The 22,580-nt window shown below is 72.5% G+C and carries 15 protein-coding genes; 4 read left to right on the top strand and 11 right to left on the bottom strand.

Annotation, left to right across the window (positions count from 1 at the left end):
- Window positions 1-60 precede the first annotated feature (60 nt).
- The 10 genes from KBX06_RS17415 to KBX06_RS17370 form a co-directional block, all read right to left on the bottom strand.
- Window positions 61-1,050: a LacI family DNA-binding transcriptional regulator gene (locus KBX06_RS17415; protein ID WP_210836098.1), complete on the bottom strand. Its 990-nt coding sequence runs from the start codon at window positions 1,048-1,050 to the stop codon at window positions 61-63.
- Between the two features lie 347 nt (window positions 1,051-1,397).
- Window positions 1,398-2,900, bottom strand: coding sequence for an L-arabinose isomerase (gene araA / locus KBX06_RS17410; RefSeq protein WP_210836096.1), 1,503 nt, complete (start codon window positions 2,898-2,900; stop codon window positions 1,398-1,400).
- 26 nt (window positions 2,901-2,926) lie between these two features.
- Window positions 2,927-3,919, bottom strand: a complete 993-nt coding sequence (gene yjfF / locus KBX06_RS17405; RefSeq protein WP_210836095.1) for a galactofuranose ABC transporter, permease protein YjfF — start codon at window positions 3,917-3,919, stop codon at window positions 2,927-2,929.
- Complete coding sequence (locus tag KBX06_RS17400) at window positions 3,916-4,986, bottom strand: ABC transporter permease (protein WP_210836094.1); 1,071 nt, start codon at window positions 4,984-4,986, stop codon at window positions 3,916-3,918. Before KBX06_RS17400 ends, yjfF begins: the two co-directional genes overlap by 4 nt.
- Window positions 4,983-6,524, bottom strand: coding sequence for a sugar ABC transporter ATP-binding protein (locus KBX06_RS17395; protein ID WP_210836093.1), 1,542 nt, complete (start codon window positions 6,522-6,524; stop codon window positions 4,983-4,985). Before KBX06_RS17395 ends, KBX06_RS17400 begins: the two co-directional genes overlap by 4 nt.
- Window positions 6,525-6,612: 88 nt before the next feature.
- Window positions 6,613-7,605, bottom strand: a complete 993-nt coding sequence (locus KBX06_RS17390) for an ABC transporter substrate-binding protein (protein WP_210836092.1) — start codon at window positions 7,603-7,605, stop codon at window positions 6,613-6,615.
- A gap of 134 nt (window positions 7,606-7,739) precedes the next feature.
- Window positions 7,740-8,420, bottom strand: a complete 681-nt coding sequence (locus KBX06_RS17385) for an L-ribulose-5-phosphate 4-epimerase (protein ID WP_210836091.1) — start codon at window positions 8,418-8,420, stop codon at window positions 7,740-7,742.
- A complete protein-coding gene (gene araB / locus KBX06_RS17380) occupies window positions 8,417-10,102 on the bottom strand; it encodes a ribulokinase (RefSeq protein WP_210836089.1) in 1,686 nt (561 codons plus the stop codon). The genes KBX06_RS17385 and araB overlap by 4 nt, the downstream gene beginning before the upstream one ends.
- Before the next feature lie 712 nt (window positions 10,103-10,814).
- Window positions 10,815-11,297: an SRPBCC family protein gene (locus KBX06_RS17375; protein WP_210836087.1), complete on the bottom strand. Its 483-nt coding sequence runs from the start codon at window positions 11,295-11,297 to the stop codon at window positions 10,815-10,817.
- A 16-nt stretch (window positions 11,298-11,313) separates the two neighbouring features.
- A complete protein-coding gene (locus KBX06_RS17370) occupies window positions 11,314-12,147 on the bottom strand; it encodes an enoyl-CoA hydratase-related protein (protein ID WP_210836086.1) in 834 nt (277 codons plus the stop codon).
- Between the two features lie 121 nt (window positions 12,148-12,268).
- On the opposite strand from KBX06_RS17370, the gene KBX06_RS17365 reads away from it, so the two are divergent.
- Genes KBX06_RS17365 through KBX06_RS17355 form a run of 3 tightly spaced genes read left to right on the top strand, consistent with a single transcriptional unit; the run spans window position 12,269 to window position 15,037 of the window.
- Window positions 12,269-13,513, top strand: coding sequence for an aminotransferase class III-fold pyridoxal phosphate-dependent enzyme (locus tag KBX06_RS17365; RefSeq protein ID WP_307854665.1), 1,245 nt, complete (start codon window positions 12,269-12,271; stop codon window positions 13,511-13,513).
- A complete protein-coding gene (locus KBX06_RS17360) occupies window positions 13,510-14,535 on the top strand; it encodes an SDR family oxidoreductase (protein WP_210836085.1) in 1,026 nt (341 codons plus the stop codon). The genes KBX06_RS17365 and KBX06_RS17360 overlap by 4 nt, the downstream gene beginning before the upstream one ends.
- 31 nt (window positions 14,536-14,566) lie before the next feature.
- Entirely contained in the window at window positions 14,567-15,037 is a 471-nt protein-coding gene (locus KBX06_RS17355; RefSeq protein WP_210836084.1) for a type II toxin-antitoxin system RatA family toxin, read from the top strand.
- A 76-nt stretch (window positions 15,038-15,113) separates the two neighbouring features.
- Here the strand turns inward: KBX06_RS17355 and KBX06_RS17350 are convergent, their stop codons facing one another.
- On the bottom strand, window positions 15,114-20,753 hold the full coding sequence (locus KBX06_RS17350; RefSeq protein ID WP_210836083.1) for a type I polyketide synthase: 5,640 nt from the start codon (window positions 20,751-20,753) through the stop codon (window positions 15,114-15,116).
- A gap of 177 nt (window positions 20,754-20,930) precedes the next feature.
- On the opposite strand from KBX06_RS17350, the gene KBX06_RS17345 reads away from it, so the two are divergent.
- Complete coding sequence (locus tag KBX06_RS17345; RefSeq protein ID WP_210836082.1) at window positions 20,931-22,580, top strand: fatty acyl-AMP ligase; 1,650 nt, start codon at window positions 20,931-20,933, stop codon at window positions 22,578-22,580.

The following is a 22,580-nucleotide window of genomic DNA, read 5'->3' as shown; positions in this document are numbered from 1 at the left end:
CAAGCGTCGCGCGGGCACCGCCTCATCGACGCCGAGGCGGCGGCAGGACTGCTGCCCGGGTCAGCGCCGGGGCGGGGCGGCGACGCTGCGGCGGGCGACCAGGGTGGGCGCGATGGTCTGCCGCAGCGGACCGGCGGTGTCCGTCTCGATCTGGGCCAGGAGCAGATCGAGGCTCGCCCGGGCGACCGCGACGAAGTCGGGTCGCACGGTGGTCAGCGGCGGAATGAAGTACGCCGCCTCCGGCACGTCGTCGAAGCCGACCACGCTGATGTCGTCCGGTACCCGCCGGCCGTGCTCGTGCAGGGCCCGCAGCACACCGAGCGCCAGGTGGTCGTTGGCGGTGAAGACAGCGGTCACCTCGGGCATCCGGGCCAACATCTGCCCACACCGGTACCCCGCGGCTGCCGACCAGTCCGCCGGCAGCAGGGGCGGCACCTCGGCCCCCGCCGCCCGCAACGTCTCGCGCCATCCGTCGATCCGGCCCGCGCTGTCGAACCAGTCCGAAGGCCCGGACACGTGCCAGACCGTCCGATGCCCGGCGTCGAGGAGGTGCTGCGTGGCGGCGCGGGCGCCGGCGACCTGGTCGACCGTCACCAGGGGCACCGGCCGGCGCGGGTCGCCGTCGACGGTGACCAGCGGCACGTCCTTGGGGAGCCGTTCGAGGGCCTCCCCCGCCGACTCGACCGGCGCGATCACCACGATGCCGGCGACCCGGTGCGCGAGGTGCCGCTCGACCGCCGCCGAGATCGACTGGTGGTCGAGGTCGCTCACGCTGCCGACGCTGACCGCGAAGCCCGCCTCGGCGGCCGTCTGTTCGAGGGCGGCGAGCAGGGAGGCCGGGCCGTAGAGGGTGGTGTTCTGGGCGACCACGCCGATCACCTGGGAACGGCCGGTGACCAGCGCACGGGCGGCCCGGTTGGGACGGTAGCCGAGCTCCGCGATCGCGGCCTGGACCCGGAGGCGGGTCTGTTCGCGCACATTGGGATGCCCGTTCAGGACCCGCGACACCGTCTGGTGGGAGACGCCGGCAAGGCGCGCCACATCCGTCATCGCAGGACCGCGCACGGCCACCTCACCTTCCCCACCAGCCCGGTCGACGGCCGCGCCCAGTCGGCGTCGGCAGGGCCGGCCCGGTGGGCACGAGGTCGCTCTCGCAGCCGCCACGGCAGTGTCTTCCGCTGGCCGACGCCGGATCGCGGACAGTCTACGCCAGATGCCACACCGCCCACGGGCCGGACATCACGTCCGACCTGCCACCCGGCGGGTCTGCTCCGCGCCCGAGGCAGGGCGCGGAGCAGCCCGCCGGCAGGTTCACGGGCCGGCGGATGCCCTCCGCCGGTGTTGCCGTCCTCAGCCGGGCGAGGGTGCCGGGCCGATGCCCACGGAGAACAGGACGGTCAGAGCCCCCGGGCGAGCCGGTGGTACGCCTGGCTCCACCGGATCTCGTTGGCGAAGCGTCGCGGCTCGGTGTCGGCGTCGATGACCACCAGCTCGGTACGGGTCATCTCGGCCAGGTCGTGCAGCTCCTCCACGCCCACCGCCCGGGACAGGACGGTGTGGTGGGGCGCGCCGGCGGTGATCCACGCCTCCGCCGAACCGGCCAGGTGCGGGCGGGGACGCCACACGGCACGGGCCACCGGCAGCTTCCGCAGCGGGTGCGGCGGCGTGACCACGTCGACCTCGTTGGCCACCAGGCGGAAACGGTCGCCCAGGTCGGCCATGCCGAGCACCACCGCCGGGCCCGGTGCGGCGTCGAACACCAGCCGCACGGGGTCCTCGCGCCCACCGATGCTCAGCGGGTGGATCTCGATGCTCGGCGTGTCCCCGGCGATCGACGGACACACCTCGAGCATGTGGGCGCCGAGGACGAGTTCGTGGCCCGGGGTGAGGTCGTAGGTGTAGTCCTCCATGAAGGAGGTACCACCCTGGACCCCGACCGCCATCGCCTTGAGCGTGTGCACCAGCACGGAGGTCTTCCAGTCGCCCTCTCCACCGAAGCCGTAGCCGTCGGCCATGAGCCGCTGCACGGCGATGCCGGGTAGCTGGCGCAGGCCGCCCAGGTCCTCGAAGTTCGTGGTGAACGCGCGGAAGCCGCCCTCGTCCAGGAACGTGCGCAGACCCAGCTCCAGGCGAGCGGCGTAGCGCAGGGCGTCGTGGCGGTCCCCGCCGGGCCGCAGCCGCGGGTCGCTCCGGTAGGTGTCGTCGTACTCCTTGACCAGGTCGTCGACCTGCGCCCCGGGCACCTGGTCGACCACCGAGACGAGGTCGTTGACACCGTAGGTGTTGACCGACACGCCGAAACGCAGCTCCGCCTCGACCTTGTCGCCCTCGGTCACGGCCACGTCGCGCATGTTGTCGCCGAAGCGGGCCAGCCGCAGCGAACGCATCGCCGAGTACCCGAGCGCCGCACGGGCCCACGCACCGATCCGGGAGGTCACCCGGGGGTCGCTGACGTGCCCGGCGACGGTCTTGCGGGCGACACCCAGTCGGGTCTGGATGTAGCCGAACTCCCGGTCACCGTGCGCGGCCTGGTTGAGGTTCATGAAGTCCATGTCGATGTCGTCCCACGGCAACCGGACGTTGGCCTGGGTGTGCAGGTGCAGCAGCGGTGTCCGCAGGGCGTCCAGACCGGAGATCCACATCTTGGCCGGCGAGAAGGTGTGCATCCAGGCGATCACTCCCACCGCGCCCTGCACGGCCGCGTCGCGGCAGGCCGCGAGGATGTCGGCGCTGGAGGTCAGGACCGGCTTCCAGACCACCCGGACGGGGATGCCGGGGCACTCGTCGAGCTGCGCGGCGATCTGTCGGGACTGGTCGGCGACCTGCCGAAGGGTGTCCTCGCCGTACAGACCCTGGCTGCCGGTGAGGAACCAGACCTCGGGTTCAGCGTACGTTGCCATGGGATTGCCTTCCGGGAGCGGGGCGGTCACTTGAAGCGGATGCCGATCAGGCGCTGAAGCAGGATGAAGGCGAAGAGCAGGCCACCGATGACGATCCTGGTCCACCAGGAGTTGAGGCTGCCGTCGAAGGTGATCAGGGTCTGGATCACGCCCAGGACCAGCACGCCGAGCACGGTGCCGAAGACGTAGCCGGACCCGCCGGTGAGGACGGTGCCGCCGATGACGACGGCCGCGATCACGTCCAGTTCCATGCCGACGGCGATCAGCGGCGCGCCGGACAGGGTGTAGAACGACAGCAGGATGCCGCCGATGGCCGAACACAGCCCGCTGACCGTGTAGACGGCGATCCGGGTACGTCCCACCGGCAGGCCCATCAGCAGCGCCGACTGGGAGTTGCCGCCGACGGCGTACACGTTGCGGCCGAAGCGGGTGTACGTGAGCACGTAGGCGGCGACGAGCACCACCGCGAGGGCGATCAGCACACTGATCGACACGAAGTTGCCGCGCGGGTCGCCGATGCGCTCCTGCGACATGGTGGTCCAGAAGCCGTCGGTGATGGGGATGGAGGCGTCACTGATGAACGTGCACATGCCCCGGGCGAAGAACATGCCCGCGAGGGTGGCGATGAACGGCTGGATGTCGAAGAAGTGGATCGCGCAGCCCATGAGGAACCCGAGCGTCGGGCCGATCAGCAGCGCCACGACGAGCACCAGGGCGGCGGGCAGCCCGCTCTGCAGCAGCGACGCCGACACCATCGCGGTCATCGCCACGACGGAGCCGACCGACAGGTCGATGCCGCCGGTGAGGATCACGAAGGTCATGCCGACCGCGACGACCAGCAGGAAGCCGTTGTCGATGAAGACGTTGAAGACGACCTGGACGTTGGAGAACGCGCGGTACTGGGAGACGCCGACGGCGTACATCACCAGCAGCAGGGCGAGGGTGGCCAGGACCGGGACGTGCCGCCGCGCCAGCGAGGGGCGCCAGGCGCGGGCGGTGGTCGACGATGCGCTGCTCATGCCGACACCTGCTCCTTCTCCGGCTGCCGGGTGGTGGGCCTGGGCGTGGTGGCGCCCCGGCGGCGGCTGACCCTGGCCCGGAACGCCGGTGACTGGATGAGGCAGACGGCGATGACGACGACCGCCTTGAACAGCAGGGACGTCTGCGGGTCGATGTTCATGGCGTACACCGTGGTGGTGAGGGTCTGGATGATCAGCGCACCGAGGATGGTGCCGCCGAGGGAGAACCGGCCGCCGGCCAGGGACGTGCCCCCGATGACCACGGCGAGGATCGCGTCGAGTTCGATCCACAGGCCGGCGGCGTTGCCGTCGGCGCTGGAGACGTTGGCGGTCATCATGAATCCGGCGATCGCGGCGCAGGCGGCGCTGACGACGTAGACCAGGAAGACGATCCGGCCGGAGCGGATGCCGGCCAGCCGGCTGGCCTCGGCGTTGCCACCGACGGACTCGACGATCAGACCGAGAGCGGTGCGGCGGGTGAGCGCGGCGACGAGCAGGGCTGCCGCGACGGCGATGATGATGGCCAGGGGCAGGGTCAGGACGTGCCCGAGCCCGATCGCCCGGTACGGGCCGGAGTTGATCGTGATGATCTGGCCCTCGGTGATCAGCTGGGCCAACCCGCGTCCGGCCACCATCAGGATCAGCGTGGCGATGATGGGCTGGATGCCGATGACGGCGACCAGGAGCCCGTTCCACGCACCGAGCACGAGCGCGACGCCGAAGGCCAGCGCGAGCGCCGTGAAGACGGTGGACAGGCTGTTCTGGTCGGATGCCTCGCTGATGTGCAGACAGGCGATTGCGCCGCTGATGGCGCAGAGGGAACCGACGGACAGGTCGATGCCGCCGGTCGCGATGACGAGGGTCATGCCGAGCGCGACGAGGATCAGCGGCGCGCTCAACCGGAGGATGTCGACCGGGGTGCCGTAGAGGTGGCCCTCCTTCACCTCGACGGAGAGGAAACCGGGCCGGTAGACCGTGTTGGCGGCGAGCATGACCACGAGCACGAGGGCGGGCCAGAACAGCCGGTGGCCGGTCAGCGGACGGAAGCGGTCGGTGAGGGTGTTCATCGCTGCACCTCCTTCCGGTGGGTGCCACTCGCGATGGTCCGCATGACGCGGTCGGCGTCGAGGGTGTCGTCGTTGGTGAGCTGAGCGACCATCGTGCGGTCGCGCATCACGGCGACCCGGTGGCTCAGGCGGAGCACCTCCTCCAGTTCGGCGGAGATGAACAGCACCGCCATGCCGCCGTCGGAGAGTTCCACCACCAGCTTCTGGATCTCGGCCTTGGCGCCGACGTCGATGCCGCGGGTGGGCTCGTCGAGGATGAGCAGGCGTGGCTCGGTGATGAGCCAACGGGCCAGGAGCACCTTCTGCTGGTTGCCGCCGGAGAGGTTGCGCACCGGCAGGTCGGGATTCGCCGGGCGGATGCTGAGCGCCTGCACGTACCTGTCGACCAGCTCGTCCTGCCGGCGGCGGGGAATCGGCCGCAGCCAGCCGCGGGCGGCCTGCATCGCGAGCATCATGTTCTCGCGGACGGAGAGGTCGGGGACGATGCCCTCCGCGCGACGGTTCTCCGAGCAGAACCCGATGCCCCGGTCGATGGCCTGGACCGGGTTCCGCAGCGGCGCCTTGCCGCCGTCGACGCGGATCTGGCCGTGGTCGGCACGGTCGGCGCCGAACAGTAGTCGGGCCACCTCGGTCCGGCCGGAGCCGAGCAGGCCGGCCAGGCCGACCACCTCGCCGGCGTGGATGCGCAGGGTGAACGGGGCGACCGCCCCCTTGCGTCCGAGCTCCGCCGTGTCCACCAGCGCGGTGGCGTCGGCCCGGGACGACACGACCCGCCTCGGCTGCTCGTCGAGCCGCTCCAGCACGTCGAGTTCCTTGCCGATCATCTTCTCGACGAGGCTGAACTGCGGCAACTCCTCGGTCCTGTACTCGCCGACCAGGGTGCCGTTGCGCAGCACCGTGATGCGGTCGGCGATGCCGTAGACCTGGTCGAGGAAGTGCGTCACGAACAGGATGCCGAGGCCCTCGTCACGCAGTTGCCGCATGACCCGGAAGAGCTGCGCGGCCTCGTCGGCGTCCAGGCTGGACGTCGGCTCGTCCAGGATCAGCACCCGGGCACGCACGTCGATCGCCCGGGCGATGGCGACCATCTGCTGCACCGCCAGCGAGTACGTTCCGAGCAGCGCGGTGACGTCGATGTCGAGGTCCAGTCGGGCCAGGAGCTCCCGGGCCCGCCGGCGCGTCTCCCCCCAGCGGATCACGCCGAGGCGGCGGGGCTCCCGGCCGATGAAGACGTTCTCCGCCACCGACAGGTTGGGGCAGAGGTTGACCTCCTGGTAGACGGTGCTCACACCGTGGGCGGCGGCCTGCATCGGGCCGCTGAAGGCGACCTGCTCACCGTCGAGGGTGATCGTGCCCTCGTCGATCTCGTAGACCCCGGTCAAAGCTTTGATCAGGGTCGACTTGCCGGCGCCGTTCTCACCCATCAGGGCGTGGACCTCACCCGCGAAGAGCCGGAAGTCGACGTCGTGCAGTGCGCGTACCCCGGGGAAGGTCTTGCTGATCCCGGTCATGGTCAGGACCGGACGGCTACCCGTCATCCCATCGGACCTCTTCTGGATGGTGTCGGTACGGACGAGTGAGCGACGTGTCGGGGTCGTCGTCCGAGGACGGCGACCCCGGCGTCGGTCAGTACTTGCGGCTGGGCAGGGCCGCCTTGGCCTGCTCCTGGGTGAAGGTGGTCTCCTCGGTCTCGATCCGGGCGGGCACCTCCTCGCCGGCCTCGACCTTCTTCGCCAGCTCCATCAGCTGCGGGCCGAGCAGCGGGCTGCACTCCGCGATGAAGTTGAACTTGCCGTCCGCGAGTGCCTGCATCCCGTCCTTCACCGCGTCGATGGTGATGATGGTGATGTCCTTGCCGGGCACCTTGCCGGCGGCGGTGATCGCCTCCAGTGCGCCGAGGCCCATGTCGTCGTTGTGCGCGAAGAGCACGTCGATGTCCGGGTTGGCCTTGAGGAACTGCTCCATGACCTGCTTGCCGTCGGCCCGCTTGAAGTCACCCGACTGGGACGCGACGATCTTCAGGTTCGGGTTGGCGGCGATCGCCTTGGCGAAGCCCTCCTTGCGGTCGTTGGCCGGCGCCGAGCCCGTCGTTCCCTGCAACTCGACGATGTTCACCGGGCCGCTGGCGCCCTTGGTCTGCTCCACCAGCCACTCGCCGGCGAGGCGGCCCTCCTTGACGAAATCCGAGCCGAGGAACGTCTTGTAGAGCGTCTTGTCTGCCGAGTCGACCGCCCGGTCGGTCAGGATGACCGGGATTCCCGCGTCCTTCGCCTCCTTGAGAACCGTGTCCCACCCGGACTCCACCACCGGCGAGAAGGCGATCACGTCGACCTTCTGCTGGATGAAGTTCCGGATCGCCTTGATCTGGTTCTCCTGCTTCTGTTGCGCGTCGTCGAACTTCAGCTCGATCCCCGCCGCGGCGGCGGCCTCCTTGATCGAGGTGGTGTTCGCCGTCCGCCAGCCGCTCTCCGCGCCGACCTGGGAGAAGCCCAGTACGAGCTTGTCGTCGCCGCCCGAGTCACCACCGGTGTCGCTGTTGCCGCAGGCAGCCATGCTGCCGGCGAGCAGCACGCCGGCGAAGGCGGCAATGATGACGCGGGCTGTTCTCCTGGTTCTCATCGGTTCTCCTCAGGGTTGGGTGACCGGACCGCCGCGGTGTCGGAACGTGCGGTCCGGCAGTGGTGGTGGTGTCGGTACGAGCAGGGGCCCTGCCGGGCGGGTGGGTGCCGGTCGGAAGATTCCGGTCCGCCCGGTCACCCGGTCGGGCGTTGGCCGTAGACGTTCTGGTACCGCTCGTGGAGCGAGTCGATGTCGGCCTGCGCGATCGTCAGCGGCTGCCCGAGCGCGCGGGCCAGGTGCGCGGTACGGGCCACGTCCTCGCACATCACCGCGGCCTTAACCGCCGCGCGGGCGTCCTTGCCGATCGAGAAGACCCCGTGGTTGCGCATGAGCACCGCAGGCGAGCGGTGCCCGGCCAGGGTGCTGACGATGCCCTTGCCGATGTCGTCCCCGCCGATGAGCGCGAAGGGCCCGACCGGGATCTCCCCGCCGAACTCGTCGGCCTGGGCGGTCAGCCAGCACGGTATCGCCTCGCCGCGGGCCGCCCACGCGGTGGCGTAGCGGCTGTGCGTGTGCACGACGCCGCCGACCTGCGGCATCGCCCGGTAGACGTAGGCGTGGGCGGCGGTGTCGCTGGACGGTGAGCCGCCGCCGTCGACCACGGTCCCGTTCAGGTCGCAGACGACCATGGTGTCCGCCGTCAGGTCGTCGTAGTCGACCCCGCTGGGTTTGATCACCATGAGTTCGCGACCGGAAACCCGCGCCGAGACGTTGCCGGCCGTCCACGCCACCAGGGCGTACCGGGTCAGTTCGCCGTGCAGCCGCGCCACCGTCTGGCGCAGTGCGCTCACCTGCCGGGCCACCTCGGTGTTCATCGGAGCACCTCCAGGATCGTGTCGGTCGTGGCCGCGGTGGTCCGCACCGCCGCGTTGCGGATCGCCCGCAGCCGCAGCATGGTGTCGGTGGCACCCCGGCCGAAGTGGTCGTGCAGTGCGCGGTATTCGGCGTACAGGGCGTCGTACGTCCGCACGTTGTCCGGGTTCGGCTGGTAGACGCCCTCGTCCACCCGGCCCATCGCCGCCGAGGCCTCGTGGATGGTGGGATACGCGCCGGCGGCGACGGCCGCGTGGATCGCCGATCCGAGCGCCGGTCCCTGGGCGGAGCCGATGATGCCCAGCGGCCGGTTGGTCACGTCGGCGTAGATCTGCATCAGCAGCCGGTTCGAGGTGAGGCCACCGGCGACGACCAGATCGGTGACCGGCACCCCGGCGTCCACGAACGCCTCGATGATCATCCGAGTGCCGAACGCGGTGGACTCCAGCAGCGCCCGGTAGATGTCCGGTGGCCGGGTGGCCAGCGTCAGGCCGACGATCAGGCCACTCAGGTCGTGGTTGACCAGCACCGACCGGTTGCCGTTCCACCAGTCCAGCGCCACCAGGCCGTGGGCGCCGACCGGCTGGGCGGCGGCCAGCTCGGTCAGCCGCTCGTGTGAGTCCGTTCCGGCTGGTGCGGCATGCCTGACGAACCAGGCGAAGATGTCGCCCACTCCACTCTGCCCGGCCTCGTAGCCCCAGGCACCGGAGCTGATGCCACCGTCGACGACACCGCACATGCCGGGCACCTCCGCAGGGCGGGTGCCGTTGACGACGTGGCAGGTCGAGGTGCCCATGATGGCGACCAGCCGGCCGGGTTCGAGGGCCTGGGCGGCGGCCGCGGTGACGTGCGCGTCGACGTTGCCGACCGCGACCGCGACGCCCTCCGGCAGACCGGTCCAGGCGGCGGCCCGGGCGCTGAGGGCGCCGGCCCGGCCGCCCAGGGGCAGCAGCGGACCGTCCAGCTTGGTCACGAAGTCGGCGAATCCCGGGTTGAGCTGGCCGAGGTAGTCCGCCGAGGGGTACCGGCCGTCCTGCCGGATGCCCTTGTAGCCGGCGGTGCACACGTTGCGGGTCTCGTCGCCGCACAGCTGCCACACGATCCAGTCGGCCGCCTCGATGAAGCGCTCGGCGCGCCGGTAGACCTCCGGGTCCTCCTCAAGGATCTGCAACCCCTTGGCGAACTGCCACTCCGCCGAGATCCGGCCGCCGTAACGGCCGACCCACGACTCGCGCCGGGCGTGGGCCAGCGCGTTGATCCGGTCGGCGTACGGCTGCGCGGCGTGGTGCTTCCACAGCTTCACCCAGGCGTGCGGACGGTGCCGCAGCTCCGGCAACTCGCACAGCGGGGTGCCGTCGGCGAGCGTCGGCAGGACCGTGCAGGCGGTGAAGTCGGTGCCTATCCCGATCACCTGCGACGGGTCGACGCCGGCGTCGGCCAGGGCGGCGGGGACGGCGTGGCGCAGGACGTCCCGGTAGTCCTCCGGGTCCTGCAACGCCCAGTCCGGAGGCAGCGCCGGACCGCCGTCGGGGAGCACCGACTCGAGCACGCCGCTGCGGTACTCACGCATCGCGGTCCCGACCTCCGCGCCGTCGCGGACCCGGACCACCAGGGCCCGCCCGGAAAGGGTGCCGTAATCGACCCCCACCACGTACCGCTCGCTCGTACCGTCGGTTCTTCTCATGACCACCTCCGCGCGATGACCGGCCTAGTGTTAACGCTCACATACAAGGCCGTCAAGGCGTAGAGCGGAAACAGCTCCGTAACGGAGGCCGGGCCGGAGGCTTCGCCCGCACCGGGATCGCGGCGAGCCACCCCCGTGCGGGTGGTCGGCGGGCCCGACCGCCGACCCGGAGCACCCCTGAAGCGGCGACGCGGCAGCGCGACCGCAGAGTCGAACCTCGGAATGTTAGCGAGAACATCTGGGGCCGCAGGAGGTCGCCGGAACGTGCCGGCGGAACCTCAGGGGCGCACCGCCGCCGGCCACACCGCCGCCACCATCCAGCCGCTCTGAACTGTGGTTACTCCGACCGACCACAACCGCCGCCCGGCGTCGACCACAGCACCGACTTCGGCGACGCCTCCATACAGATCCACTGGAACTGATGTCAGCGATAACATGGCCCCCCATCGTCGCGGCATCCCGGGCAGCCACCTCGGCGCAACGGCCGGGCGGGGACGGACCACGAGCGACGTGACCGGGCACATCGTCGGCCGGGCGGCGCGCGACGACGTGGACGGCGGCCGGCACCTCGAACAGGTCGACCCGTGGCCCCGCCGGCACCCTCCCCCCGACCGCCTCCGCACCGGTCCGGTGCAGGCGTGCGCCAGGTGGGCCGCCCCCGCCGGGTGGCGGTGGAACAGGGCGGGGGCACGACGCGGTCGGCCGCTCCGGGTCAGGTCGCTTCCAGCTCCCGCTTCAACCGGCGCAGGGTCTCCCGCATGCCGTCACGGTTCGCGGTCGGGCGGTCGCTCGCCACCCTGCCGGTGAAGATCCGGCCGAGAACGTGGGCCGTCCGGTTGCGCCGGTCCTGCCAGTACTCGGTCACCAGGGTGCCGCCGTCGGTCCGGGCGAACCGGTAGCCCCAGCGGGCCACCGGCTGACCGAAGGTGGTGACGTCGAAGGCGAACTCGCTGCCCGGCGTCGCGGTGACGACCCGGCAGGTGGTGAACCACAGCAACGGACCCCGACGGTTCCAGCCGACGAACCGTCGGGCCTGCCCGCCGGCGCGCCGGGTGACCCAGACCCCGACGCACTCCGGGCTCCATCGGGCCATCCGCCGCACGTCGGCGACGGCCGCGTAGACCGCCTCCGCGGGCGCCGCGACGGTGACCTGCTCGGCGATCTCCGGACCGTGCCCGGCCGCCCGCGCGCTCATGCCGCAACCATCGGTGTCACTCGTTCCTCCACGGGAGGTGGTCGGGCAGGTCGCTGCTGACCCGCCCGGGGAAGGCCGGAGCGCGTCGCTGCCGGAAGGAGTCGAAGCCCTCCCTCGCGTCCGCACTGCTCAGCGCCTCGGCGGAGAGCCGGGAGTCCAGCCGGTGCGCCGGGTACGGCGAGTCCAGCGCGCCGGTCCGGTACAGCATCTGCCGGATCACCGCCACGGACACCGGCGCGGTGCTGGCGATGATGGTCCGGGCGAGCTGGTACGCCTTGTCGAGCAGGTGCTCCGGCTCGTGGACGCTGTGCACCAGGCCGGCCGAGAGCGCCTCGGCGGCGTCGAACGCCCGCCCGCTGACCATCCAGTCGAGCGCGCGGCCCATCCCGACCAGCCGCGGGAGGAACCAGGTGGACGCCCCCTCCGCGTAGATGCCGCGCCGGCTGAAGACGTACCCGAAACGGGCGTCGGTGGCCGCGAGCCGGTAGTCGGCCGGCAGGATGATGGTGGCGCCCGCGCCGACGGCCGCGCCCCGGACGGCGGCGATGACCGGCTTGTTCATCGCGAAGATCCGCATCGAGCACCGCCCCGCCGGCTCCGCCCACTCGGCCTCGGGGTCGTCGGGGGTGTCGAACTCCGTCACGGACATGTCCAGCCCGGCGCAGAAGTGCTCGCCCGTCCCGGTGAGGACGACGACCCGGACGTCGTCGTCGCGGTCGGCACGGTCGAACGCGTGCGCGAGTTCGTCGGCCATCCGCAGGGTGTAGCCGTTGCGCTCCTCGGGACGGTTGAGCGAGACCGTGGCGATCCGGTCCGAAACGGAGTAGATGATCTCGCTGTACGGGTCCACGCGGGCACCATAGAGCAAGGTCAACGCCGGCAGCAATGCTCGACGGGTCGGCTGTTCGGTCACCGTCACCTGTCCTGAGTAGACCATTGTCCGGCTGGTGCCGTTCGGGCAGACTTCCGCCGTGTCCTCCAGTGTCTTCGACATCTACCGCCGCCATCTCGGCGAGGGGCTGGGCCGGGTCGCCGCCATGCTCCACACACCCCTGGAGGTCGGCGCCACGGGCGCCGTGGTGCACACCGCCGACGGCCGCCAGCTGCTGAACTGCGCCGGCTACGGCGTGTTCTTCGTCGGCGCCGGGAACCCGGTCGTGCTCGCGGCGGTGCGCGACCAGCTCGAACGGCAGGCGTTGTCCACCCGGGTGCTGCTGAACGAGCCCGCCGCCCGGGCCGCCGAGGCGTTGACCTCGGTGGCGCCGCCGGGCCTGGTCAAGGTGCACTTCTCCAACTCGGGCGCGGAGGCGGTGGAGACCGCGATCAAGATCGCCCGGGCGAACGGGCGGCCCCGGCTGGTCTCCATGCACAGCGGGTACCACGGCAAGACGGTCGGCGCGCTGTCGCTCACCGCCCGGCCGCTCTACCAGGATCCGTTCCGCCCGCTGCTGCCCGAGGTCACCCACGTCGGATTCGGTGACCTGGACGAACTGGCCGCCGTCGTCGACCGTGACGTCTGCGTGGTCGTCGAACCGGTGCAGAGCGAGGGTGGGGTGATCATCCCGGAGCCCGGCTATCTCAAGGCGGTCGAGACGCTGTGCCGCGACCGGGGGGCGATGCTCGTCCTGGACGAGGTGATGACCGGGCTGGGACGGCTCGGGACCTGGTGGGCGGCGGACCGCGAAGGCGTACGGCCCGACGTCCTGCTGGTCGGCAAGGCGCTCAGCGGCGGGCTGGTGCCCGTCGCGGCGACCCTGGCGACCGAGGAGGCGTTCGCCCCGTTCGACAAGGACCCCTACCTGCACACGTCCACGTTCTCCGCGAACCCCCTCGCCATGGCCGCCGTCCGCGCGACGGTCGAGGTGATCAGGGACGAGAAGCTGGTGGAGCGGGCGGCCGAACTGGGCGCGCGGCTACTCGCGGCGATCACCGACGCGGTGCGGTCGATCGGGCACCTGGTGGCCGACGTACGTGGCGCCGGGCTGCTCATCGGAGTGGAGTTCCGCTCCGCGATGCACGCCGCGGAGTTCCTGATGGACCTGCTCGACAACGACGTGGTCGTCAACCACTCGATGAACGCACATCCGGTGCTGCGGCTGACCCCGCCCGCCACGATGACCTCCGACGAGGAGAAGCGGCTGGTCGCCTCGATCGAACGGGCCTGCGCCGCCCTGGCCGCGCGTTTCCCCGGCACCGGAAGCGACTCCCCCGCATGACGCGACGTACCGTCCTGGTCACCGGGGCCAGCGGCGTCGTGGGCACCGCCGTACTGGCCGAACTCTCCGGGTACGACGTGGTCGCCGCCGCCTACCGACGGCTGCCGGGCGGCTCGAACCGGGTGGTCAGGCTGGACCTGCACGCACCCTCGCTCGGGCTCGACCGGCGCGCCTACCGTGAGCTGTGCGCCGAGGTCGACGCGGTGGTCCACTCGGCCGCCATCGTCAACTTCTCCGCCGACCAGGCGGAGGTGAACCGGCTCAACATCGAGGGCCTCGGCCGGGTCGTCGAGTTCGCCGCCGAGGCGGACGCCACCCTGGTCCACGTCAGCACCGCCTACGTGTCCCGGTACGGCCGCGAAGGCGGCGGCGGCCGGCTGGGCACCGAGAAGGCGGCCGCCCGGACCGACGAGTACGTCACGTCGAAGTACCTCGGCGAGCAACTGGTCCGCGACAGCGGCATCGACGCGGTGATCGTCCGGCCCGCGATCGTCATCGGCGACTCCCGTACCGGCGTCATCCGTCAGCACCAGGGGGTGCACCAGCTCGCCGAGTACCTGGTCAAAGGCGAGCTGCCCTTCGTCCCGGCGCATCCCGGCACGTTCTTCGACCTCGTCCCCCAGGACATGGTCGCGCAGGGCATCCGCGCGGTGCTCGACGCCGACCTGCGCAAGGGCGAGTACTGGCTGACCGCCGGACCCGCCGGCATCCCGGTGGAGCGTTACCTCGAACTGGTGACGGAGACCGCCCGCGAGTGCGGCATGGACCTCCCGGACGGCCGGATCGCGGACCCGTCCATCGTGGATCGGCTGGTCCGGCCGGCCTTCGCGGACGTCCTTGCGCCCGAGGACCTGGCGCGGCTCGACGGCGTGGTGGCCGTCTGCGGGCTGGTCATCATCCCCGAACTGCTGCCGACGTCGTTCGGCACGATTCCCGGCGGACCGGAAGCGATGACCCCGGCGCAGGCCGAGGACGCGTGGCGGGTCAGCCTGCGTCACCTGATCCGGGGGTTGCAGAAGTGATCCTCGACCCGAGCTGAGGAGGCCACCCGCGATGGAGTGCTCCGTCATCGTGCACGCTCTGCTGCCCAGGGCAGAGGCCAAGGAGTCGTTCGAGCGGCTGGCCGACTTCGCCGCGTACCCGGAGTTCACCGACACCGTCCGGACGGTCGGGGTGACCAGGGTCAGCCCGACGGAGGTGGAGTCGGAGTGGGAGGTGAACTTCCGCCGGGGCATCCTCGTCTGGACCGAACGCGACGAGATCGACCCGGTGAACCGCCGCATCGACTTCGAACAGATCAAGGGCGACTTCGCGACGTTCACCGGCTCGTGGCTCGTCGTCGAGGCCGACGACGCGGTGCGGGTCGAGTTCGAGAGCCGATTCGACCTTGGCATCGCCTCCCTGGCGAGCCTGATCGACCCGGTGGCGTGCGCGGCGATGCGCGACTCGATCCGGAACATCCTGCTCGGGCTGTTCGGTTCCGACATCGAGGTCACCGTGGTGGAGGCCGCCCCGCTCGGCTGAGCGACCACGGGCCGCCTGCCGGTCGCCGGAGCGGCTGGCAGGCGGCCCGCTCTCCTCCCGGCCGAGGCCGGGGGCGCTAGTCGAGCAGGTCGAAAAAGTCGTCCTTCGCCGCGTCGACCTTGTCCGACCCGGTGTCGACCAACGACAGCAACTGGTTCAGCGCGTCGGCGAGCCGCTTGCGCGCCACACCGTCCATCGTCAGGTTGGCCAGGCTCGACTCCAGCCGGGTCAACTCCTCCAACACCCCGAGCGCGGTGGACGTCTGCTCGGGTAGCAGCTCACCGCGCAGGTAGCCGACGAGTTCCCGTACGTTCGGGTAGTCCAGCACCAGGGTCGCCGGCAGGGTCAGCCCGGTCGCGGCGGCGAGCCGGTTGCGCAGCTCGACCGCCGTCAGCGAGTCGAATCCGAGCTCGGGCAGGCTCCGGGTTCCGTCCAGGTCGGCGGCGGAGGTGTGGCCGAGAACCCTGGCGGCCTCCACCGACACCAGCTCACGCAGCACCCGGTCCTGTTCGGCGGGAGCGAGCCCGGACAGCGTCCTGGCGAGGTCCGTGCCGCCCGCCCGGGGGCCGCCGGCCGGGCCGGACGCGCCGCCGGTTCCCGGGTCGACCGACGCGGTGGCCGGCGACGCCTGGCCGGCGACGTCCGCGCCGGCCGGGCGGTCCGTGGCCACCAGGTCGTGCAGCACCGGCGGCACCGACCGTCGATCGTGCCCGGCGAGCAGGGCGCCGTCCACGTCGACGAGGACCGGGGTCGCCGCGTCCCCGTCGAGCGCCCGTTCCAGCAGGGCCAGTCCGCGTGCCGCCGGCAACGGCGTCAGCCCGATCCCGCGCATGCGGCGCAGGCCGGTCTCGCCGACCTGCTCGGCCATCCCGTCCGGCAACTCCCACAGGCCCCACGCCAGCGACTGCCCCGGCAGCCCCTGCGCGCGCCGCTGCTCGGCGAGGGCGTCGAGGTAGGCGTTGGCGGCGGCGTAACCCGACTGCCCGGGCGAGCCGAGCAGGCCGGCGGCGGAGGAGAAGAGCACGAACGCGGCCAGGTCGCACGCGCGGGTCTGCTCGTGCAGCTGCCGGGCGCCGTCCGCCTTCGGCCGCAGCACGGCGGCCACCCGCTGCGGGGTCTGCGACTCGACGACCCCGTCGTCCAGGACACCGGCCAGGTGCAGCACGGCGGTGAGCGGATGCTCGGCGGGGACGGACCTCAGCAGGTCGGCCAGGGCCGCCGGGTCGGCGACGTCGCAGGCGACGACGCGCACCGACTCCGCGCCGAGCGCGGACAACTCGCCGACCAGCTCGGCGGCGCCGGGGGCGTCGGCTCCACGCCGGGACGTGAGCAGCAGGTGCCGCACCCCGCGCCGCTCGACCAGGTGCCGTGCCACGAGCCGGCCGACGGCGCCGGTCGCGCCGGTGACGAGGGCGGTGCCCTGCGGGGCCCAGGGCCACGCTCCGACACGGGTGACGGCCCCGGGATCAGTGGGTGCCCCGGTCTGCGGGACGTGGCCGGCGACGGCCGACGGACGCAGCCGAGGCACCAGCAGGTCGCCGGCGCGGACGGCGACCTGCGGTTCCCCGGCTGCCCCGGCCGCGGGGAGCGCCTGCCGCGACACCGGGTCGTCGTCCAGATCGATCAGCGTGAACCGATCGGGGTGCTCGGACTGCGCCGACCGCAGCAGCCCCCACGCCGCCGCCTGGGCCAGGTCCCGGGGCCGGTCGCCGACGGCCCGCCGGGTCACCACCGCCAACCGGGCGGCGCCGTACCGCGGATCGGCCAGCCAGCGGTGGGTCAGGTCGAGCGCGGCGGCGACGGTGGCGTGCGGGTCGTCGCCGCCCGGCGGCAGTTCGGTGAAGACGAGGTCGGGAACCCGGTCACCGGCGGTCAACTCGTCGAGCCAGACCACCGGCTGGTCGGATCGGCGCGAGGCGGCCGGCCGCCAACGCAGCTCGTACCCGCCGTCCGGTCCGGACGACCCCGGGCCGAGCCGGTCGGGGGTGATCGGCCGCAGCGCGAGGTGTCGGATCGAGGCGACCGGCGCACCGGACGCGTCGGCGAGCACGACGTCGACACCGTCGCCGTCGCGGGTCAGCCGGACGCGCAGCGCCGTGGCGCCCCGGGCGTGCACCTGCAGGCCCGTCCAGGAGAACGGCAGCGAGATGCCGTCGTGCGCACCGGCGTCGTCGGGCAGGCCGAGGGCGTGCAGCGAGGCGTCGAGCAGCGCCGGGTGCAGCAGGAAGCCCTCGGTCGCGCCTGCGGCGTCGGCGGGCAGCGCCACGTCGGCGAAGATCTCGTCGCCCCGCTGCCATGCCCGGGCGACGCCCTGGAACACCGGGCCGTACCCGTAGCCGGCGACGCGGAGGCGGTCGTAGAAGCCGTCCGTGTCCAACGGCGTCGCGCCCGGCGGCGGCCACAGCCTCAACCGGGTGGCGTCGCTGGCCCGCACCGGGGCGACGGTTCCCGTCGCGTGCGGCGTCCACGTCGCGCCGGGCGGGCGCGCGTGGATCGTCAGCGGACGGGTCGGGTCGCCGTCCGTCCCGGCGAGGACCACCCGGGTCTCCACGGTGCCGGTCTCGGGGAGCACCAGCGGCGTCTGTAGCAGGAGCTCCACCACCTCGGGGCAGCCGGCGTGCGCACCCGCGCGTGCCGCCAGCTCCGCCAGCAGCGCGCCGGGTACGACGACCGCCCCGCCCACCCGGTGCTGGGCGAGCCACGGTTGGGCGGCGATCGACAGTTCGCCGGTCAGCACCGCGGCGTCCGGTGTCCCGACCGGCTCCCCGAGCAGCGGTCGGGCCACCGGGGTCAGCCAGTACCGCCGGTGCTGGAACGGATAGGTGGGCAGCTCCGCGGGCACGACGTCCCCGCCGACCAGCGCCGGCCAGTCGACGTCGACGCCGCGGACGAACAGGCAAGCCACCGCCTCCCGGGCGGAGTCCCGTTCGTCGCGCCCGTCGCGCAGCAGCGGCACGGCGATCGTCGTGTCCTCCGGGTCGGCGTCCAGGTCGGCGACGGAGTCGAGAACCATGGCCGAGAGCGCGCCGCCGGGCCCGACCTCCAGGAACCGGCTCACCCCCTGCTCGCGAAGCCGGCGTACGCTCTGCGCGAACCGCACCGGTTGCCGCGCGTGCCGACTCCAGTGCCCCGGTGGGATCATGTCCACCGGCAGGCCCGTCTCGTTGGAGACCAGCGGGATCTCCGGCGCCCGTTGGGTGAGGTCCGCCTCCAGCTTGGCGAAGTCCGCGAGCATCGGCTCCATCAACGGGGAGTGGAACGCGTGGCTGACGCGTAGCCGGGTGGTCCTGCGGCCCCGTGCGGCGAACGCGTCGGCGACGCCGCGCACCGCGTCGCACGGGCCGGCGACGACGACCGACGTCGGCCCGTTGACGGCGGCGAGCCCGACCTGCGCCGCGGGGTCGGCGATCAGCGGCTCGACCTCCTGCGGAGTGGCCTGGATCGCGGCCATCGCGCCGCCGGCGGGCAGCGCCTGCATCATCCGTGCGCGGGCGACGACGAGGCGGGCGGCGTCGTCCAGCGACAGCGCTCCGGCCACGTGGGCGGCGGTGATCTCCCCGACCGAGTGGCCGAGGACGAAGTCCGGGCGGACGCCCCAGTGTCGCAGCAGCCGGTACAGCGCGACCTCGACGGCGAACAACGCCGGCTGGGTGTACCCGGTCTGGTCGAGCAGGTCCGGCTCGCCGTCGATGACCGTGCGGATGGGCCGGTCCAGGTGCCGGTCCAGCGCGGCGCAGACCTCGTCCAGGGCGGCGGCGAACCGCGGCTCGGAAGCGGCGAGTTCCCGCCCCATCCCGGGTCGCTGCGATCCCTGTCCGGGGAAGACCAGCGCCAGTCCGCCCTCGCCCGCCGTGCCGGTGACCACCCCCGGGGTGTCCTGCCCGGCGGCGAGCGCCGCGAGGGCGGCGCGGTCGAGCACGACGGCGCGCTGTTCGAACGCCGTACGCCGGGCTGCCGCGACCGCCGCCGCGCGGGCCGGCACGTCGGGGTGGGCATCGAGGAAGACGTCGATGCGGCGGGCGTGTTCGCGCAGCGCGGGGACCGTCCGCGCGGAGAGCACCAGCGGCGCCGGCACGGCCGCACCCTCGGTCGCGGCGACGGGCTCGTCCTGCGGTGCCTCCTCGACGATGACGTGCGCGTTGGTGCCGCTGATCCCGAACGACGACACCGCCGCGCGGCGTGGTCGGGCGCCGGCCGGCCAGGGCTGCTCGTCGGTGAGCAGCCGCAGCGGGCCGGCGGACCAGTCCACGTACGGGGTGGGTTCGTCGACGTGCAGCGTGCGGGGCAGCCGCCCGTGCCGCAGCGCCGACACCATCTTGATGACACCGGCCACGCCGGCCGCCGCCTGGGTGTGCCCGATGTTCGACTTGACCGACCCGAGCCACAGCGGACGCTGCCGGCCGGAGCCGTACGCGGCGCTGAGCGCCTGCGCCTCGATCGGGTCGCCCAGCCGGGTGCCGGTGCCGTGTGCCTCCACCACGTCCACGTCGCCGGCGTCGAGCCCCGCGTCGGCGAGGGCGTCGGCGATGAGGCGCTGCTGGGACGGGCCGTTGGGCGCGGTGAGCCCGTTGGACGCCCCGTCGGAGTTGACCGCGCTGCCGCGCAGGACCGCCAGGACGCGCCGGCCGTGGCGGCGTGCGTCGGCGAGCCGTTCGAGGACCAGCACACCGGCGCCCTCGGCCCACCCGGTGCCGTCGGCGGACGCGGCGAACGACCGGCACCGCCCGTCCGGGGACAGCCCGCGCTGGCGGCTGAACTCGGTGAACACCAACGGCGTCCCGATCACGGTGACCCCGCCGGCCAGTGCGAGTTCGCACTCCCCGCTGCGCAGCGACCGGGCCGCCAGGTGCAACGCGACCAGCGACGAGGAGCAGGCGGTGTCGACCGACAGCGAGGGCCCCTCCAGGCCCAGCGTGTACGACACCCGGCCGGAGACGATGCTGGACGCGTTGCCGGGCATCAGGAAGCCGGCGACCTCCGGCGGGACGGCGCCGAGGCGCGGGGCGTAGTCGCTGGCGATGACGCCGGTGTACACGCCGGTGCGGCTTCCACGCAGCGTGCGCGGGTCGATGCCGGCGCGTTCCAGCGCCTCCCAGGAGATCTCCAGCATCAGCCGCTGCTGCGGGTCGGTGGCCAACGCCTCGCGGGGCGACAGGCCGAAGAAACCGGCGTCGAAGTCGCCGGCGTCGTGGAGGAACCCCCCGTGGCGGGCGTAGGTGGAGCCCGGGTGGTCGGGGTCGGGGTGGAACACCTGCGGGTCCCAGCCCCGGTCGGTCGGGAACGGCCCGATGCCGTCGCGGCCGTCGGCCAGGAAGGTCCAGAAGTCCTCGGGGGTGGCCGCTCCGCCGGGGAAACGGCAGGCCATCGCCACGATGGCGATCGGCTCGGGCGCACCCGACGGGCTGCCGTACGGCTCGCCGGCCGCCGACGTGGCGACGCGGGGCCCCGGTCCCGGGTCCGCGTCCGGGCCGCCGACCTGTTCGGCCAGGTAACGGGCCAGGGCCGACGGGTTGGGGTAGTCGAAGGCGAGGGTGCCGGACAGTTGGAGCCCACTCGCCTCGGACAGCCGCTCAGCCAGTTCGAGCGCGGTCAGAGAGTCGAAGCCGAGGTCGGCGAAGGCGCCGTCCGGGGTGACGTCGCCCCGTGGCCGGCCGAGCGCCTCGGCCGCCTGGGTGCGTACGACGTCCAACCACCACTGCGTACCGGAGTCACCCATTCAGGCGGCCGCCTTCCACGATCATCATCGTCGGTGCCGCGGTCACCGACCGGGCAGCGGTCATCCTCCGTCGGTCACGGCGGCGGGCACAATCGCCCGTACGGTCTCCACAAAGGATCTATGGTCTTTGCCGATCGCCCTGTTTACGCTGTCCCGCATGATTCTGGCGAGACTGAGGTGAGCCGTTTCGTCGACACCCTCGTCGACACCGCTGGGCGGTCGCGGCGCGGCATGGTCACCGGCGCCCCCGCCGATCCGGTGCGACGCAGCTGGGGGCAGTTGCACGAGGCGGCCCGGCGTACGGCGGCGGCACTGGTCGCGGGCGGGCTGGCCCCCCGCCAGGCCGTCGCGGTCCTGGCCGGCGACCCCGCAGAGGTCGCGCGGGTCGTGCAGGGCACGTGGCTGGCCGGCGCCAGCGTGACCATGCTGCACCAGCCGACCCCGCGGACCGACCTGTCCGTCTGGCGCGACGACACGCTGCGTGTGCTGCGCATGATCGACGCGCGTCTGGTGCTGGTGGGTGCCCCGTTCGAGGCGATGGCCGGCGTGCTGCGCGAGCAGGGCATCCCACACCGGATGATCGGCGACCTGGACGGCGACGAGGGGTTCAGCGTCGTGCCCGCCGCCGAGGACGACGCCGCGCTGCTCCAGTTGACCAGCGGCTCGACCGCCGAGCCGAAGGCGGTGCGGATCACCCACCGCAACATCCACGCCAACCTCGTCGACACCGCGGCCCACCTCGAATGCGGCGACGACGACGTGCTGGTCAGCTGGCTGCCGCTCTTCCACGACATGGGCATGGTCGGCTGCCTGCTGCTGCCCATGTTCACCGGCAGCGACCTGGTCATGGTCACGCCCGCGGAGTTCCTCGCCCGTCCGATGGTGTGGGCGGAACTGATGAGCCGGTACGGCGGCACGATCACGGCCGCGCCGAACTTCGCGTACGCGATCCTGGCCCGGCAGCTCGCCCGCGCCGACGCCGGTTCGCTCGACCTGTCCCGGTTGAAGGCCCTGTGCAACGGTGCGGAGCCGATCGACCCGGCGACGGTGGAGGGGTTCGTCGCGGCCGGCGCGCGGTTCGGCCTGCGGCCGGAGGCGGTGAACTGCTGCTACGGCGCGGCGGAGAGCGCCCTGGTCATCTCGCTGTCGGCCCTGTCGGATCCGATGCTCCTCGACACCGTCGACGCCCTCGAGCTGGAGAAGAACGGGCGGGCGCTACCGGCGGGCGACGACCACCCGAGCGGCGTGCGCCGGCTGCCCATGCTCGGCGCCGCCCACCCGAGCGTCGCCGTGCGGGTCGTCGACGACTCCGGCGCCGAGCTGGGCGACCGTGAGGTCGGCCGGTTGCAGTTGCGCGGTGACTCGGTGACCCGCAGCTACCTGACCGAGGACGGTCCGGTGCAGGCCCTGGACGACGACGGCTGGTTGAACATCGGCGACGAGGGCTACCTGGTCGACGGTCAGATCGTGGTCTGCGGCCGCCGCAAGGACGTCATCATCATGGGTGGCCGCAACATCTATCCCACCGACATCGAACGCGCGGCCGCCGGCGTCGACGGCGTGCGGGACGGCAACGTGGCGGCGGTACGACTGATGGCCGGCGACTCGGTGGCGCGGGAGTCGTTCGCGGTGCTGGTCGAGTCACGCCTGGTCGGTGACCCGGCCGCCGAGAAGGCGCTGACCGACGCGATCGCCAGCCGGGTCATCGCCGACGTCGACGCCCGTCCGGCGCAGATCGTGGTGCTGCCGCCGGGCAGCCTGCCGAAGACACCGTCGGGCAAGCTGCGCCGCGCGGCCGCCCGCTCGCTCATCTCCCGTCGACCGTAG

The organism is Micromonospora sp. C31, assembly GCF_018070575.1.
Lineage (GTDB): Bacteria > Actinomycetota > Actinomycetes > Mycobacteriales > Micromonosporaceae > Micromonospora.
This window is presented reverse-complemented; position numbering and strand designations above follow the sequence as displayed.